This window comes from Pedobacter sp. ISL-64 (assembly GCF_018613605.1).
In the GTDB taxonomy this organism is placed as follows: Bacteria; Bacteroidota; Bacteroidia; order Sphingobacteriales; family Sphingobacteriaceae; genus Pedobacter.
Genome location: NZ_JAGGPU010000006.1, coordinates 806,715 through 823,245 on the forward strand (window position 1 = coordinate 806,715; position 16,531 = coordinate 823,245).

Genomic DNA, 16,531 nt, shown 5'->3' on the forward strand with positions numbered 1-16,531 from the left:
TCTGCTATTTATTTTAAACTGGCACTGTGATCGTTTTCAAAATTCTCTCCACTCCAGATCTTTTGCGCGCTCCATTTCTCTGCTGGGTTGGCCCAAAATGCGTCTGCTTCTGGCAAACCTAATGGCAAAAAGATATTTGAAGCAATATATGGGCTTCCCTGGTTGTTATAGAAATCGCCCAGATTTGGCTGATCGCCATATAAACCTATCGTTAACCAACCATTTTTATAGGTAGTAGGGCTCTCTAAAGTTTTTTTGATTACGGCGGTTAAAGCGCAACGTACCTGAGCGGGACTTAACTGTTTTGGTAATGCTTTTCTCCAGGCCATATCGGCCAAATGATGAAATGCAGCACCACGATAAATGATGGAGCGACCTGTTGCTGGGTAAGTGCCATCGGCATTGATTAATCTTTCCTGAATGATGGCATACCGCTCATTGCGCTTCTTAATCTTCTCGAACATCTCTTTATAACTGTTCGTTTTAGCACCAATGATATTGGCCAAAGTAGCCAGATAAGGGTGGATAACATAACTATTGTAATAATCGAATGCAAAGGATGTTCCATCGGTGTACATTCCGTCGCCGGTGTACCATTGTTCCATTTGCTGCAGGGCATAATCAACACGCATAGGATCCCAACTGTAACCGAACTTAGCCAGAAAAGCCTCGTTCATGGCAGAAAACAGTAACCAGTTAGAAAAAACAGGTTTGAATCTTCTGGTGGTAACGATCGATTTCATCATCAGTTCCTGGTTCTTCTTGTCCAGGTTTTCCCACAACCAAGGTGCACGTACCAAAGCCAATGCAACATAAGAAGCGTCTACCAGTTGCTGCCCACCGATATCGAAATTCATAAAATCTTTGGCATTAGAATCTAAAGCATTTTTTAGTCCCTGAATGGCCCACTCCCGGTACTGTTTCCTTAAAGCTACTTCTTCTGTCGAACCTCCTTCTAACTGCAACCATGGCGCAATACCACTTAAAACCCTACCCAAAACTTCTACATATTGTACTTTAATGCGGTGTTCTTTATTATCAATATGGATAGAAGTAACTTTTGGCATCGCAATACGCAGGCTGTCTTTAGCCAGGTTATACAAAACGGGTTTCACCATCTTATCCATCTGTTGCAACCAAAACTGCCGATCGGTTAAAACCGCGTTTTTGGTATTCTTGGTTTTTTTTTGCGCAAATGCGTAACCACCAGCCAAGACGATCAATAAACCCGTAATTAAAATATTTTTAAGTCTCATTTTTTCCTGTAAAAATTTAGTTTTTGTTTGACAAATAGCGGTACATTTCGCAACCAGCCAATAAAAAGGCTCCTACACCAAAATTCGCTGTAGAATTTACATCAACCACCTGCCCCGGAATGGCTTTCTCTCCTATCGGCTGTACATACCCCAGTTTACCGTTAGGTTGTAATGCGGTTTTGGTTAGATATGTCCATGCTTTTTGTGCTGTAGGTAAATAGTTTTTTTCTTTTAAATAACCGTTGTTTATCCCCCATAACAAACCATAAGTAAAAAAGGCTGTTCCACTGGTTTCTGGTCCAGGGGCATGTTGCGGATCTAGGATACTTCTGGTCCAATAACCTTCTGCCTGCTGGCTTTTAACAATTGCTTTGGCCATATTCTGGTACTTGCTTAGGTATTCGTTCCGATGTGGATCGTTAAGGGGCAGATCTTTTAACACTTTCGCTAAACCTGCAAACACCCAACCATCGCCTCTTGCCCAAAAATCTTTTTTGCCGTTTACACTTTTATGCTTCGGATAAATATATTTGGCATCCCGGTAATAAAGTTTTTCCTTTTTATCATACATAATGCTATTCGAATACATAAAATATTCGTACAGCTTATCGAGGTATTTTTGGTCCCCGCTTACTTTATAAAGTTTGGTCATAACAGGCATTACCATGTACAAACCATCGGCCCACCACCAATAGTCGTTATTGGGTGTGCTCATTTCGTATTCCATTACCTCTTTTGCCCTTGCAATTTTATATTCTTCGGGTTTTAAGTGGTATAAATCGATATAGGTTTGAAAACAGATCTGCCAATCGCCAAACAGCACATGCTCATCTGTTTCGCCATATTTATATTTCCAGTTGGATTTATCAGTTGATTTTGCGCCCATCCATTTGTTATAAACGGCCCAATCTTCTGAATATTTACGGTAAGCTTCGTTCTTGGTAATTCCATAAACCTCCATATTTCCGGTATGGTAAGCAGCATGATCCCAAAAAGCACGTACTTCGGGTTTATTGTTGCCTTGCCAATAGGTATTTGCACGATTGATCATTTCGAGCACTTCCTCTTTTAAAGTTGAGGTTTGTGCATTTACAGCTGTGCTGCTAAAAAACAACAATAAGAAAAGCGCCTTATACAATTTTAAATTCATTAGTGTATTGGTTTAATGCCGTTTACGGTGGGTATTACAGGTTTAATAGTTCCATCAGTATTAAATTCCATTTTATCGATGCAAACTTCGCGGTTGTAGCCTGCAGCACTGCCCATTGAGATTCCTTTTGGTCGGGTAAAACGATGGTAAACCATATACCATTCATCTTTTCCGTTAACTTTGATTACACTGTTGTGCCCTGTTCCGTAAATACCTTGTGTTACATCTTTTGCCAAAATCAGGTTATTTTCCGGAATGGTTATTTTTCCTATAGGCGAATCAGAAAAGCCATAACGTACCCGATAATTTTCGCTCCGTGTATCATCTTCAGACCATAAAAAGTAATACTTTCCATTACGATAAAAAACTTCGGTACCTTCTCTAAAACCATTGTTTGGTGTAATAACTTTAATCTTATTGGTATCAATCGAAACCATATCTTCATTTAATGGTGCAACGGCCATATACCCATTTCCCCAATACAGATAACTTTTGTTGGTTTTAGGATCATTAAATACATCAGGATCGATCTCCTGACCACCTTTTATTCCTTTTGGTTTGCTTGAAATTAAAGCCTTACCGCTATCTTTGAACGGACCGGCAGGATGATCAGCGACAGCAACTCCAATTTTCTGTGCTGCTGTGAAATAATAAAAATACTTATAAGCGCCGTTCACTTTCTTTTCGATAATGGTAGGTGCCCAGGCATTCTTTTTCGCCCAAGAAACATCTTTTTCAAGGTCTAATATTTTACCTTCATCTGTCCAGTTAACGAGATCAGTTGATGAAAAACTTTTAAAATAGGTACCACTCCAGTTGTTAAAACCATCGCTGGTTGGATAGATGTAATATTTGCCTGTTTTATTGGAATATAAAATTTCCGGATCTGCGTAATAACCTTTTAAAACTGGGTTATTGGATACAGCAACACTTACCAAATAAGTTTTAGGTTGTTGATTGGCAATACCTACCTTAATTTTTACAGGGCCTTTAGTAAAATCTAATTTCCCTTTTGGTGCGATACTGATTTGATTAAAGGTATTAAACTGCGGATCAAAAGCCTTTAAGTCAGTTCCGTAATTTACAGGCAGATAAATTTTTTGGTTCACGCTATCTAAAACAATATTATTTTGGTTGATTGCCTTATTCTGTGCGCTTTGCAAAACAGATTCGACAGTATACCACTGATTGAGCAACCGGTTTAACTCTTGTTGATTAATAGGCAAAATAGTTCCGTGCCTTGGGTGAAAATCCATGGCAATATCTTGATCCACTACACTAAAATTTGCCAGATCTTTACTTTTGGTAAACTGATAGCGGCCTTTCATATATACATCGTACATCAGGATATATTCGTCGCTATGATTCAGTTTAAAAACACCAGCTCCTTCTACGGCCTCTTTTGTCTGTTGTAAATATTTATCCTGCTGCACATAACCTGTGGTGAGTTGATGGGAAACTGCTTTTTTTATGCCATTGCCATTTCCTTCTGTTTTAAAGAATAAATTGTATTTCCCTTTATCGTAAATAATGTCACCATCAATACAAGAACCATTGGTTGGGCTAAAAAAGAGCTGTTTTGGGGCTGTTTCCAAATCTGTAAAATCTGCATTGGCGTAAGCATAATAAATTTTATCAGGCTCCTCGCCATGCTTCATCGACCAATAAACCATATATTTTTTGGCAGTTTTATCGTAAATGGTCTGTGGAGCCCAAACACGTTGCAGATTTTCGTTATTTGGAAAACGTTTTTGAATATTAACAACTGCCGATGTCCAATGGATCAGATCATTTGATTTAAGCAATATCATTGCCCTGTTCGAGTTCCAGCCATTGGCCGAAACCATATCGGTAGCCACCATGTAAAAGGTTTTGCCATCTTCGCCGCGCAAAATATGTGGATCGCGTATACCTCCGGTATTGCTGATTTTTTCGGAAGAAATGATTGGATTATTATTGTTTAAAGCCTTGTAATGGTAAGCATCGGTGCTCACCGCAAAACGGATCGCTTCTTCTGCTTTAGCGTTTCCGGTAAAATAGGCAAATAAATACGCCGTATTTTCTTTGGATACCTTAGCTGTTTTTTTGCTTTGTGCCTCTACCAGATTTATTGATAACAAGAACAAAACAACAAGTAGAGAAAAGTTATATTTTATAATGGAATGTTTCATTTTAAGGTTAATTCATTATTTATTTTCTGGTTTCCAATCTAGGGTCTGCACTATTGTTGGTGCCTGGTTAGCCTTTCCTTCTCCATCTACCTGGGTAACATGCTGCAGAAACAGGCTCAAAATCCCTTTGCTTTTCCAAAGTTCGGTATCGTAACTGGGTTCCCAATCGCCAAGGCTTTTTTGAGTAAGATCTTCAACCTTCCAATTTCCTGATCCGAGCTCACCATTCAAAGCAATTGAAACCTTATTACCTCGTTCAGCATCCCTAAACAACAATCCCGCAGCATAATATTTTCCATTTGGCCAAACGATAATCTGTGGCCGCGAAATCGGAATCTGTTTGGTACCTCCTCCACTTAAACTAAAAGCCGTTTTTCTAAAGTTAAGGTTGCTTACTTTCCAATGGTCGTCTGTTTTAAAAACCAGGTGATATTGTGGTATGGTTTCGTTCGTATCACGCCAATAACCAGCAATAAATACCTTGCCTTTGGCATCGGCAAACATTGATGTCTGGTTAATCAGCTCGCTTTTTTGCGGAATTTTAAGCGCATATTCTGCATTGGTGGCAGTAATGGGAAGACTATATTTTTCATTGGTAGATTTTAACCAGGTTAAACCTCCATCGGTTGATTTGGCATAACATAAATCATGGTTACTGGCTACATCAGGGCTTTCGCGCCACACCCACGATAAATGGATGGTCCCAACCTGATCTATAGCTACCTGCCAATATGCATTTCGCTGTCCTTCGCCATCAATCATCCCATCCTGTACACGTGTCCATTTTTTGGTCTGCAGACTATAACGGTTTATCATCAGGTTTCCGTTTCCAGAGCCACCATCACGGTAAAAAAATAAGAGATCGCCGTTTGCAAGCTTATAAAACTCAGGATAACTGACTTTATTTTCCTTTACAGAAAGCATAACTTTTTTATTCCCTAAGGTTAATGAACCTGCTGAAACTGATTTGGCATAGTTTAGATTGTTATTATGCTGGCCCCAGGCAATATGAAGGAAACCATCACCATCTACCATAATGCTAATTGATTTATGAGCGTCGGTGGCATCGCCTTTATAGGGCGTGGTAACTAATACCCAACGGGGTGAGCCGATTTTACGTTTGGCCAGTACCACATTTTGTTCTTGATCATAATAAGCAGCATACTGGCTATCTTTAAAGCTGATTAACGAATTTTTACGGAAAATAACTGTATTTACCGAGTTGTTTGCCCAGCCGTTACTGGCAATGGTACTCAGTTGTGTTTCTTGTGCAACACTCATCAGGTTGATACAGATGAATGTGCAGATTAGAAATATACTTTTATTTAGGGATTGATACATTATACGTTTTAGGCTGCTCGGTTTCTTACATTTGGTGAAGCCGAAGTACCGAAATTTTTAAGCTTTACACAGGGGGTTAAATCATACTTTGCAGGGGGCGTTTTAAGATAAACGCATTTAAAAGCCAAAATAGCGTAACTTTTATGTTGTGGCATTAATATTATAGTATTTATGAAAACTTTTTCTGTGTTTCTTTATAAATTCTGACGGCGTTAATTTAAACAGCTTTTGAAACTGTTCTCTAAAGTATTTACTGTCATTTATACCTACTCTAAAGGCAGCTTCGTTAATATTTAAATTGGTATTGATTAACAATTCGGCAGCCTTTCTGAGTCTGATAAAACGGATAAAACCATTTATAGACTGACCTGAAGTGGCTTTGATCCTTTTGTAGAGATTAGAATGGCTCATTCCAAGATCAGATGCCAGTGTTTTTACATTAAAACTGTCTTCCATCAAGTTTTCTTCTATAATGGTAATGCACTTTTGAAGAAAGCCCTTATCCTCCTGAGATACTTTATGGGCATCACTCTTCAAGGTTATTTCATTGTAGAAATAAGACTGAAGATTGGTCCTGTTTTTAATAATGCTATTAATTTTGGCTGTAAAAAGCTCTTTATCGAAGGGTTTACTGATAAAATCGTAGGCACCAACTTCGATTCCCTTAAGTTTTACCTCCGGACTAGGGTCGCCGGTTAACAGAATTACCGGAATATGGCTCAAGGCAGAATCCTCTTTAATCGCCTTACAGAGTTCGATACCGTTAAGGCCATCCATGTTTACATCAGATATTACGATATCAGGCAAATATTCTTTACAGAGTTTTAGTCCATCTGTACCATTTTCGGCCTTGTAAATTTTGAAATTATCCTGAAAAATATGCTTGATGTAATCAATAATTTCGGGGTTGTCATCAATAACCAAAATCGAGTGCAAATCTGAAATGAGCAATTCGAGGTTGCCCACATTCTCGGCATCGTTATTTTCTGCTTCTTCCTCTTGCGCAATGAGCTCATTTACATAGGTTAATTCGTTTTGGAAAACACCGCTTTGCTGCAAGTTTGGCTCCCCAACCGGAATATCGATCAAAAAGATGGTACCCATTCCCTGATTGGAGCGGAACGAAATTTTCCCTTTATGTAATTCTACAAAGTTTTTGGCCAGGTAAAGACCAATACCGAAACCCATCTTCAGCGATTCGTTCGACATTACTTTATAAAATTTATCGAACAGCTTTTCACCCACATGTGCCGGTATGCCCGGACCACTATCGCTCACCTCAATTTGCACCCGCATACCAAGGGTTTTAACACTAAATTTCACAAAACCGCCTTTTGGGGTAAATTTAAGCGCGTTAGAGAGCAGGTTAAAGAAAACGATTTCGAGCTTGTCTTTATCTGCATAAATATCCAGTTCTTCCTCCTCGCACTCAAAAGTATATTCGATATGGTTCTGCTTTGCCAAATAATTAAAGCAGAGGAAAATCTCATTTGTAAATTTGTAGAGGTTGATCCTTACAATCTTCAAGGCGTCGTTCTCACTTTCCGTTTTTCTAAACAGTAATAATTGATCTACCAGGCTTAACAAACGCCTCGAATTGCGGTAAACAATATTTAAATCGTTCTTCTCTTGCCCTGGGTCTTTCTTATGGATAATATCTTTAATCGGATTAACAATTAAGGTTAACGGCGTTCTCAGCTCGTGCGAAATATTGGTAAAGAAATTCAGTTTTTTCTCATTCAGATCTTTTTCACGCTCCATTTTAAGATTAGTAATTTCTACCTCGTGTTTTAATCTTCTCTGGCGGTTACGATAGGTTTGAAAAAGATAAAATAGGGAAGATCCTATAATAAGGTAAATGGCATAGGCCCACCAGGTACGGTACCAAGGGGGTAAAATCCTAATCATTACGATCTTTTCGTTGTTGCTCCAGGCACCTTCGGTATCGGTACTTTTAATATGCAGTTTATACTCACCTTCATTTAACCTGGAATAATAGGCTGTGCTTAATTTGTTTACATAGTTCCAGTCTCTATCCCAACCTTCGAGGTAATAGGCATAAGAAATCTGATCCTGAAAAGAGAATTCTATTGCTGCATAATCGATAGAAATCACCGCAGCACTAAATGGGATTTCTATGCGTGCTAAATTAACAACAGAGATATCGTTATAACCTGAATCCTGATCGAGAGGAATATTATTGATCCTAAAATCAGTCAGCACCATTTTTGGTATCCTTTTATTTTTCTTAATGCTATCAGGCGAAAACAAATTAAAGCCACCAATTCCACCAAACAAAAAGTTACCGTTTGCAAGTTTTAATGCAGCATTATAATTAAACTGATTGCTTTGTAAGCCATCGGTAGCATAATAGTTTTTAAAGCTTTGGTGTGCAACATCAAATTTTGATAAACCATTATAAGTACTACACCATAAATTACCTTGAGCATCCTGAAGGATATTGAGTACCGAATTACTTGGTAACCCATCGCTCTGGATGTACCGCTTTATTTTTTTGGTTTCGGGATCAAAAAGCAGTAAACCTCCACCTTCGGTGCCAATCCATATTTGATGATTAAAATCTTCCTGAATGGCCCTGATGGCAAAATTGATCTTCGTATAGCTATGTTTTTTGTTTATTGGATCGATTTCGATCAGTTCGGTATAGTTCCCTGCCCAAAGTCTTCCTTTCGAATCTTGGAACAAGCTGTGGATATCCTTTAGATTATGGTCAAAAAGTTCAAATTTATCGGCAATTTTATTGTAACGATACAATGCACCACCTTTTGTAGTACCTACCCAAATATTCTGTTGTTTGTCTTGATAAAGCTTCCAAATGTTAATGTCATCAACGCCTTTATAGTTATTGTAACAGTTATAGTGAACAAATTTCCCGGTTGTTTTATTAAAACGATCTATACCGCCGCTAAAACTGGCCACCCAAACGTTATGATCTGCATCGTTTAAAATACTGGTAACAAAATTACTGGTTAAAGAGTTTGGATCGCTGGTTTTGGCATAATTAGCAAAAGTATTTTGCTTTCTGTTCCACACACTTAAACCACCTCCATCAGTCCCGATCCAAATGTTTTTGTTTTCATCTTCGCTAAAGGAGAGTACAAAATTGTTAATTAAGGAATTGTTTTTTAATGGATTATGTTTAATAGTGGTAAACTGCTCATTTTCTGGATCGATGATATTAACCCCACCACGTAAGGTTGCGATCCACTTTCTAGATTCGCGGTCTTCGTAAACCTGGGCGACAGAATTACTGCTCAGTAAGCCTTTTTCTTTTCCGGCAGATAGGTAATTTGTTTTTTGATTTTTTGTATTGTAAACAGCAATTCCTCCCCCATCAGTTGAAATCCAGAGTTTTTGTTGTCGATCAAACAATAAACTCATAATATTCTCATTGCTTAAATGCTGGTTAAACTTGGTGAGGCTACTATTGGCTTTATCAAATTGAAAAAGTCCGTGCTCTGTTCCAACCCAGAGTGTTTGGTTAGTGCCTCTGGTAATGCATGTTACTGAGCGTACGGCAGCAGTTACTAAACGAAGTCTATGTTTATCATTATCATATCTGCAAAGCCCCACATCTTTTATAAAAAGCCATAGGGTTTGTTGTTCATCAACATATAAAGCTTTTACAGTGAAATCGAAATTTTTGTCATATGGGATTCGTTTTGCAATGCTGCTTTTCTTTTCGAGCATAAACAGGCCTTTTTCTTCAGTAGCGACATAAACAGCTAAAGCCTTACTTATTGCAATGGAATTAATAGCATAACTTACCTCGTTTTTTCTTCCCTTGTCTAGATAAATCAATTGATGAAACTTGGAATCGGCATAATCATAATAAGAAACGCCCTTTTGCGTACCTACCCAAACCTTGTTTTTCGCATCTCCATTCAGTACCGTAATGTGGTTATTTACTAACGAATGTTCATCTCCCCAGCCATTTCTAAAAACCTTAAAATGATAGCCATCGTAACGGTTTAATCCATCATAGGTACCCATCCACATAAACCCAAAATGATCTAGATACAAAGAGTTTACCACATTATTAGACAGGCCACTTTCTACCCCCAGATATTTAAGGCGAATAGTTGTAGACTGGGCAAAACAAATAACTGCGCCCATCCATAAAAAAAATATGGAGCAAGCAGTTTTTTTCTGAATAAGGAACATAGAGAAACCGTACCGTGGTATGCATGGCAGGAAACGAATATACATATTTTCCTAAAACTCAGCTATCGGCTATTGTTTAGGATTAAATAGCAAAAATCGTAAGATTTCTTCTACATAAGACAGCTCTGTCCTATCTTGATGTTGTTCCACCTACATTTTAATAATTCAACCTACAACACCTACTCATTTACAGACCGAAACCGTAGTATTTAGTATTACACATAAACGTGATATATATATTTTGAAACAAAAATCCTATCTAAAAAAAAAATATTGGTTTATTTTTGTTACTATGACACATATTGATCCATTGACTCCCATCCATAGGCTAGAACAACTGAAAGTTGGTGATCTTATTTCTGACACATGGGGCAGTTCTGGCGCCATTAAAACTATTGAAGTTTTAAAAGGAAGAACTTCTTTAACCTACTATTTCAGAATCAAATCAGGCAAACTGATCCTGGCTTTAAGATAACAATTTACTAAAATCCTGTTAGCGACTGAAATAATCATGTAGTCTCACAACTATAGATCAATTACTTAGATTCCTAAATTTAAATGTTCGCTATTTAACATCAGAGTGGCCAAGGTTCATGGCTGGATTCACTTCATCACGAATAAGCTGTTTTAATTCTTTAATTTCAGGAAAGCGTTGCATCTGCTTTCTATCGAAAATTAGTTTCTCGCCAACATGAACAGTAAAAACGCCCGATGTTTCACTCGGAATTAAAGTTACCCCCTTTAGCTCATCAACAAAAGTGGTTAAAATTTCTTGCGCCATATAAGCCGAACGCAACATCCAGCCACATTTGGGGCAATAGGTTATATTAACAAGTGCTTTCTCCATTTTTATTTTTTTACAAGGGTACGAAAAATATGAAGGGATGGAAAATGGAGATGTTAAATGGGTGCTGAAACCAATTAAGCATCTGCAGATGTGTCTTCTCCTTTGTTCTTTGTTGTAAAACGATCGTTATTAATTTCGGATTCTTGTCAAACAACACTGAACAAAATGAACTAAACAAGTTCGATGCTTAAAATGTTGTTAAAAGAGAAAAGGGTAGCCACATCCATGGTTACCCCCTTTCCAATTGCTCCCGTGTTAGAGGAACTATAATTACACCAATGAAGCAATTTTTGTTTGCTTTATCTAGATAATCATACACCTAAAGTCTAAAAAACAGATATAAAAATTGCTGTTTTTTATTTTAGTTTCTTTTAAATCCCTGCTCAAATCACCTCTAAATTTGTCTTTAATGGCCACTTAAATTGTTGGCACGAGCAATTATTTTTATAAAAAATTAAAGTGCCATGGATTTTAAAAATACTTTAACTGCCAGTATTCAGATATATAAGCCCATTGGTCTGGTTTGGAAAATCTGGAACGAGCCTGAACATATTGCCACGTGGAATGCTCCATCAGACGAATGGATCAACAAGAAAATTGAAAATAACCTGGTAGAAGGAGGTGGTTTTTTATACGTTATGGCTAAAAAAGACGGAACCGAAAATTTTGACTTTCGAGGAACTTACACCGAAATTATAGCGCATGAGCGAATTGCTTATACATTAGATGATGAGCGGAAAAGCCTGATCATTTTTACAGGAAATAACCCCGTTACCCTTACTGAAATCTTTGAACCCGTTGCAGGCCTTGATTTGACCATGCAACAGGAATTCTGCCAATCGGGACTGAACCAGCTTAAAGCATATGCCGAGCAGCTTAGTTAAATGACTTCAGGTTCTAATACAGAGGTGGTTTTACTGCGATTTAGATGCTCCAATTACTTTGAGGTAAGTATAGGTTTAGCTTTCCTGGGCTTTTTCCTTTTCTTCCACCAGATGATAAAACCAGTAATCGGCAAACTCGCTGCAACCAAAGCCGCTAAAAAGGAAAGAATTTTATTTGGCAATCCTAAAAGCCTACCCGTGTGGAGATCGTAATTGGTGGCTTCTATTAAATCGGCCCCGTTAAAATCTTTATACAGTTTAGACCTGATCATTGTACCTGTAGCTTCCTCATAAAAAAAGGTATTCTGGTTGCGTGCCCAGCGGTAGGGATAAATCATTCTTAAACGCAGTTCACCTTTACCACGCAGCGAAAAACTAGTGGAAATAGCACCAGGGTATTTAATTTTAGCTTCAGTATAAATTTTATTGTAACGCACAGGTAGCGAATCGATGTGTGTAGGTTTGGCTAAAACGATGGCGTTGCCCTGCCCTAATTTGCTCCCGGTAAAAAAGCTAGCCGCATTTTTTACCTCTTTAAAAGCAAAATACAAACCACTCAAAGCAGTAACCAATAACACAACTGATGCATAAAAGCCCAATACGTTGTGTAAATCGTAATTTAACCGTTTAAACGATGCTTTTCTTTTAATGGTTAAAGATTGTTTTAATAACCGCATCTGACCAGGAAACCAGAGTACCAGTCCCGTAATCAGCATTAGCACGAAAATAACCACCGACCATTGCATGATAAACTTTCCTGTTTTTCCTAGCAACAGGGAGGTATGGATATGCTCTACAACCTGAAGCCAATCTTCGCCACCTCTTTTTACCAAGGCGGCATTGTAAGGATTAAAATAGTAAACAATCCCCTTTTTAGTGGTAATTTCTACTGTTGCATTTGAAAACCCATCTTCAATTCTGATCAGCCTTAACTGGTCTTTGGGTGATAATTTTTCGAAGTTTGAAATGATATGATCTAAACCTACAAAAGGTTTCTCTTGAAGCGCTACATAGCGAAAATCTTTTTGTGTAAAATCTCTGATTTCTTCTTCAAAGATATACAGCGCACCAGTTACACTAATAATAAATACCACCAGGCCAGTCGCCAGGCCGAGCCAGAGATGAATGTTCCTGATGGTATTTTTAAAATTCCTGTTCTTCATTGTCTAAAAAGCATAGCCTAGTGATAGGTTAAATCTGCGCCCATTCCCTCTCACATAATTTACATTGCTGCCGTAAAACTGAGAAATGGCAGGATAATAAACTTTGTTCAATAAATTCTCTACACCTACCGATAGTTTTAGCGGCTGCGTAACTTGATAAACTGCTGCAACATTAAATAAGTTGAATGCTTTTACCGGACCTTCACCAATTAAATATTTAGCTGCCGCATTGGTTTTAAAGCGGTCGCGATTTCCTACACGCATCCAGTTTACATCCAAACTTAAGTTTCTAATACCTGAATATTTAAGGTAAACAGTGGTTTTTGATGGAGGGATACGTGTTGTGTTTAAATACACATCTTTCTCCCCGTTAAAATTACCATCATCATCTACATCGCCTTTTCCTTCTACTTGTGCATAATTACCACCAATGCTCAAATTGCGTAGAACCTGATAATCTGCCTGGACTTCAAATCCATATACACGCTCCGGAATACGTTGAGAGATATAAGTTCCATTAACTTCTAAAAGATTGGCACCCAGTTTAGAGGTGCTGTAATAATAAGCAGCACTGAAATTCAGTTTACCTACGGTACTGCTAAAACCAGCTTCGTAATTATTTACGATGATTGGTTTAGTTTCTAACTGCGATAAGGTATTGCTTTTTGCTGCCCTTAACACCCTACCCAGCTCGAACACCGAGAAAGATTGTGCATAACTGATAAAAGGATTAAAAAACTTGAATTTAGAATAACGAGCGCCAGCATTAAATACTAAAGCATTGTAATTTAATTTACCGCCCTGCACCGCTATACTTCCTGCACCGTTTGCACCGGTAGCCAGGGTATTAAAATCGTCTACATCAATGTTAATATTTTCTACCCTTAAGCCGCCCTTTATGGTTAAATCATTAATGAAAGTTGCAGAGGCCTGTAAGTAAGGTGCAAAGTTCACCATATTCATATTAGGTACCCACAAACGACCATCTGTTAAGCTTTGAGCAGTTTTATCGTTCATTAAATCCAAACCATAGTTCAATTGCATTGGTACCCGATCTGCAATATTAAAAGGTGTATTCAGGTTTACCCTTGCACCCTTTTTTGTTGAAGTAATGGCCGATTGGCCACTGCCGAAAAATGATGCTGAGTTAGAATAAATGGTATAAAAGTCCTGATAATATACATTGGCAGTTAAATCTGTTTTGCCGAAAATCTGCTGATTGGTGTATTGTAAATTGGCATTATGGTTAAACCTTGTTCCTTCATCTTCACCCAATCTTTTTCCATAAATACCAATGGCCGGCGATTGACCGTAAACACCATCTTTGGTTAGGTATTTAGAATGCTGTCTGGAGCTGAAATAATTATACATCACCTGCAAACGCTGTTTTGGAGTAAAGTTATATCCCAGTTTCACAAAGCCATTGTAAGATTTAGTCTCGCCTAAACCATACTCAGGCGAAATTACCAAGCCTTCAGCATCGCGGAAAACACCGGTTTTTTCGAACATACCACTTACCAGATAATCGAACTTACCTGTTTTACCGTAAAGCTGTTGTGAAAAGCGGTAGCCTATCGTGCTATCGCCTTTTAAGTTTCCTGTAATTCCGGCTTGAGAATAACCCCCGAATGATTTTCCTTTATCGGCTTTTTTAGTAATGTAATTAATCAAACCTCCTTCTGCACCATTACCATAAATGGCGGTGGCACCTTTAATAACTTCAACACGCTCTATAACCGAAGGATCGATACTGCGGATATCCCTTCCTCCTGCTCTTAACGGAGTTGACTGCGGAATACCATCAATTAATACCAAAACATTTCTACCGCGCAAAGTTTGACCAGAGTTACCCGTTTGGTTGGTAGAAAAACCCAATCCAGGTACGCTGTAAGATAGTATGTTGGCTAAATTCGGACTAATTGCAGATTGTGTATTCAATTCTTTTGCTGTAAGCACTGTTACCGAAGAGGGGGTTTGCGACAAAGATTCAGGTCGTCTACTTGCCGAGATAATTACATCGTTAAGTTCTGAGTGCTGCTCTTTTAAAACAACATTTACCTGAATTGTATCGTTTGCAATAACCGATACCACCTGTTCAAATTGATCGTAGCCTGTAATCGAAACCCTGATCTGCTGGTTTCCTGTAGGAACATCCGTTAACTTAAATGCACCGGTTTTACCTGAAGTGGTTTTAAGATTTTGCTTTTTAACCTGTATGTTGGCAAAGGGTATGCTATTCCCTAACGAGTCGACAACTTTTCCGGTAATTGTTCCCTTCCCCGTTTGTGCAAAGAGGGTAACTGTAGATAATATTATAAGCGCAGCGGCGAAAAATTTTATGTAATGGTGTTTCATGCAATATCTAAATTTCGGCAAAGCTAGCATTATTTAGACTTGTTAAAAATAATAACTCAAAAAAGATACCTATATGGTGTTTAATCATTCATCATTTTAAAATAAATAAGTCATAAGATTTAATTTATTTGATATTTGCGTTAAACCGTTTGGAGTAAAAAATGTTGGAAACAAAGATGAAGTACGCACTGATAACCGGAGCCAGTAAAGGTATTGGAAAATCTATGGCCATTGCGCTGGCCAAGAGAAAAATCAACTTGTTGCTTATTGCCCGTTCAGGTGGTGAATTAAGCGCTTTACAAACGGAGATCAAAAACCAATATAGTGTTGAAGTAGATATCTTGTCGATTGATCTTAGCCAGGCTCAAGCCCCAAAATTGGTATACAACTGGATAACAGAAAAGAATTACGCCATTAATATCCTGATTAATAATGCAGGTTACGGATTGTGGGGGAAATTTGAAGAACTGGATTTAAGTGCTCAGTTAGAAATGTGTCAATTAAACATAATTACGGTAACTTCATTATGCCATTTATTGCTTCCAATCCTTTCAACAGAAAAAAAGGCTTATATACTCAACGTTTGCAGTACTGCAGCCTACCAGGCGGTACCAACCTTGGCCATTTATTCGGCAACTAAAGCTTTTGTTTTATCTTTTACGAGAGCTTTAAGGTTCGAGCTTAAAGATGGCCCGGTTTCTGTAAGCTGTTTGAGCCCAGGCCCTGTTGATACAGGTTTTGCCCACCGCGCCGGACTGGATGCCTTTAATAAAATGGCCGAAAAGTTTAACATGAGGCCTGATGAGGTGGCTGAAATCGCATTAAAAGGAATGTTTGCCAAAAAATCTGAAATTATTCCAGGTTTTACCAATATCATCAGTGTATATGCCAATAGGATCCTGCCAAAGGGATTTATCGAAAAAATGGCCGCAGGGATTTATAAGACTTGATAAAGTCCGAAAGTTAGAGGTCCGAAGTCTGGAAACTGCATAGAAGCTCAAAATGAGGTTACATTGGTAAATAGATCTCTTGGTACATATATGAGTGTCGGATGGTAACATCCAACACCACGAATATGGTATCAAAATTGTTTTGGAAATGAGCAGTTCTGTGTGCTTGGCATTTTTAGTCCCGCTCCATTACAAGTCCGCACTCATTCTGGACTGCCCCCAAAAAGTT

Annotated in this window: 11 protein-coding genes; 3 read left to right on the plus strand and 8 right to left on the minus strand. The window is 38.2% G+C overall.

All coding sequences use genetic code 11. From position 1 onward, the window contains the following. Positions 1–8 precede the first annotated feature (8 nt). The 5 genes from J7E57_RS11335 to J7E57_RS11355 form a co-directional block, all read right to left on the minus strand. The gene (locus J7E57_RS11335) at positions 9–1,256 is read right to left on the minus strand and encodes a DUF2264 domain-containing protein (RefSeq protein WP_215128064.1); all 1,248 of its coding nucleotides are present in this window, start codon (positions 1,254–1,256) and stop codon (positions 9–11) included. Between the two features lie 16 nt (positions 1,257–1,272). Then, on the minus strand, positions 1,273–2,406 hold the full coding sequence (locus tag J7E57_RS11340) for a glycoside hydrolase family 88 protein (protein WP_215128066.1): 1,134 nt from the start codon (positions 2,404–2,406) through the stop codon (positions 1,273–1,275). Beyond that, the gene (locus J7E57_RS11345; protein ID WP_215128068.1) at positions 2,406–4,577 is read right to left on the minus strand and encodes a family 43 glycosylhydrolase; all 2,172 of its coding nucleotides are present in this window, start codon (positions 4,575–4,577) and stop codon (positions 2,406–2,408) included. Before J7E57_RS11345 ends, J7E57_RS11340 begins: the two co-directional genes overlap by 1 nt. A 15-nt stretch (positions 4,578–4,592) precedes the next feature. After that, complete coding sequence (locus J7E57_RS11350; protein ID WP_251029882.1) at positions 4,593–5,918, minus strand: BNR repeat-containing protein; 1,326 nt, start codon at positions 5,916–5,918, stop codon at positions 4,593–4,595. A gap of 141 nt (positions 5,919–6,059) precedes the next feature. After that, the gene (locus J7E57_RS11355; protein ID WP_215128070.1) at positions 6,060–10,055 is read right to left on the minus strand and encodes a two-component regulator propeller domain-containing protein; all 3,996 of its coding nucleotides are present in this window, start codon (positions 10,053–10,055) and stop codon (positions 6,060–6,062) included. A gap of 340 nt (positions 10,056–10,395) precedes the next feature. Between J7E57_RS11355 and J7E57_RS11360 the strand changes: the two genes are divergently transcribed. Then, a complete protein-coding gene (locus tag J7E57_RS11360; RefSeq protein WP_215128072.1) occupies positions 10,396–10,578 on the plus strand; it encodes a hypothetical protein in 183 nt (60 codons plus the stop codon). 90 nt (positions 10,579–10,668) lie between these two features. On the opposite strand, the gene J7E57_RS11365 is transcribed toward J7E57_RS11360, so the two are convergent. Beyond that, positions 10,669–10,950: a SelT/SelW/SelH family protein gene (locus tag J7E57_RS11365; RefSeq protein WP_215128074.1), complete on the minus strand. Its 282-nt coding sequence runs from the start codon at positions 10,948–10,950 to the stop codon at positions 10,669–10,671. A 464-nt stretch (positions 10,951–11,414) separates the two neighbouring features. Between J7E57_RS11365 and J7E57_RS11370 the strand changes: the two genes are divergently transcribed. After that, complete coding sequence (locus J7E57_RS11370; protein WP_215128076.1) at positions 11,415–11,834, plus strand: SRPBCC domain-containing protein; 420 nt, start codon at positions 11,415–11,417, stop codon at positions 11,832–11,834. 53 nt (positions 11,835–11,887) lie between these two features. Here the strand turns inward: J7E57_RS11370 and J7E57_RS11375 are convergent, their stop codons facing one another. Continuing rightward, on the minus strand, positions 11,888–12,997 hold the full coding sequence (locus tag J7E57_RS11375) for a PepSY-associated TM helix domain-containing protein (RefSeq protein WP_215128078.1): 1,110 nt from the start codon (positions 12,995–12,997) through the stop codon (positions 11,888–11,890). 3 nt (positions 12,998–13,000) lie between these two features. After that, positions 13,001–15,352, minus strand: a complete 2,352-nt coding sequence (locus J7E57_RS11380) for a TonB-dependent receptor (RefSeq protein WP_215128080.1) — start codon at positions 15,350–15,352, stop codon at positions 13,001–13,003. 176 nt (positions 15,353–15,528) lie between these two features. On the opposite strand from J7E57_RS11380, the gene J7E57_RS11385 reads away from it, so the two are divergent. Further along, on the plus strand, positions 15,529–16,302 hold the full coding sequence (locus J7E57_RS11385) for an SDR family NAD(P)-dependent oxidoreductase (RefSeq protein WP_215128082.1): 774 nt from the start codon (positions 15,529–15,531) through the stop codon (positions 16,300–16,302). Positions 16,303–16,531 lie beyond the last annotated feature (229 nt).

Excerpts from the sequence above, each read along its gene's own strand:
- J7E57_RS11355 (WP_215128070.1), bottom strand. The coding sequence starts at position 10,055 with ATGGGCGCAGTTATTTGTTTTGCCCAGTCTACAACTATTCGCCTTAAA.
- J7E57_RS11350 (WP_251029882.1), bottom strand. The coding sequence starts at position 5,918 with ATGTATCAATCCCTAAATAAAAGTATATTTCTAATCTGCACATTCATC.
- J7E57_RS11340 (WP_215128066.1), bottom strand. The coding sequence starts at position 2,406 with ATGAATTTAAAATTGTATAAGGCGCTTTTCTTATTGTTGTTTTTTAGC.
- J7E57_RS11380 (WP_215128080.1), bottom strand. The coding sequence starts at position 15,352 with ATGAAACACCATTACATAAAATTTTTCGCCGCTGCGCTTATAATATTA.
- J7E57_RS11375 (WP_215128078.1), bottom strand. The coding sequence starts at position 12,997 with ATGAAGAACAGGAATTTTAAAAATACCATCAGGAACATTCATCTCTGG.
- J7E57_RS11385 (WP_215128082.1), top strand. The coding sequence starts at position 15,529 with ATGAAGTACGCACTGATAACCGGAGCCAGTAAAGGTATTGGAAAATCT.
- J7E57_RS11365 (WP_215128074.1), bottom strand. The coding sequence starts at position 10,950 with ATGGAGAAAGCACTTGTTAATATAACCTATTGCCCCAAATGTGGCTGG.
- J7E57_RS11360 (WP_215128072.1), top strand. The coding sequence starts at position 10,396 with ATGACACATATTGATCCATTGACTCCCATCCATAGGCTAGAACAACTG.
- J7E57_RS11370 (WP_215128076.1), top strand. The coding sequence starts at position 11,415 with ATGGATTTTAAAAATACTTTAACTGCCAGTATTCAGATATATAAGCCC.
- J7E57_RS11345 (WP_215128068.1), bottom strand. The coding sequence starts at position 4,577 with ATGAAACATTCCATTATAAAATATAACTTTTCTCTACTTGTTGTTTTG.
- J7E57_RS11335 (WP_215128064.1), bottom strand. The coding sequence starts at position 1,256 with ATGAGACTTAAAAATATTTTAATTACGGGTTTATTGATCGTCTTGGCT.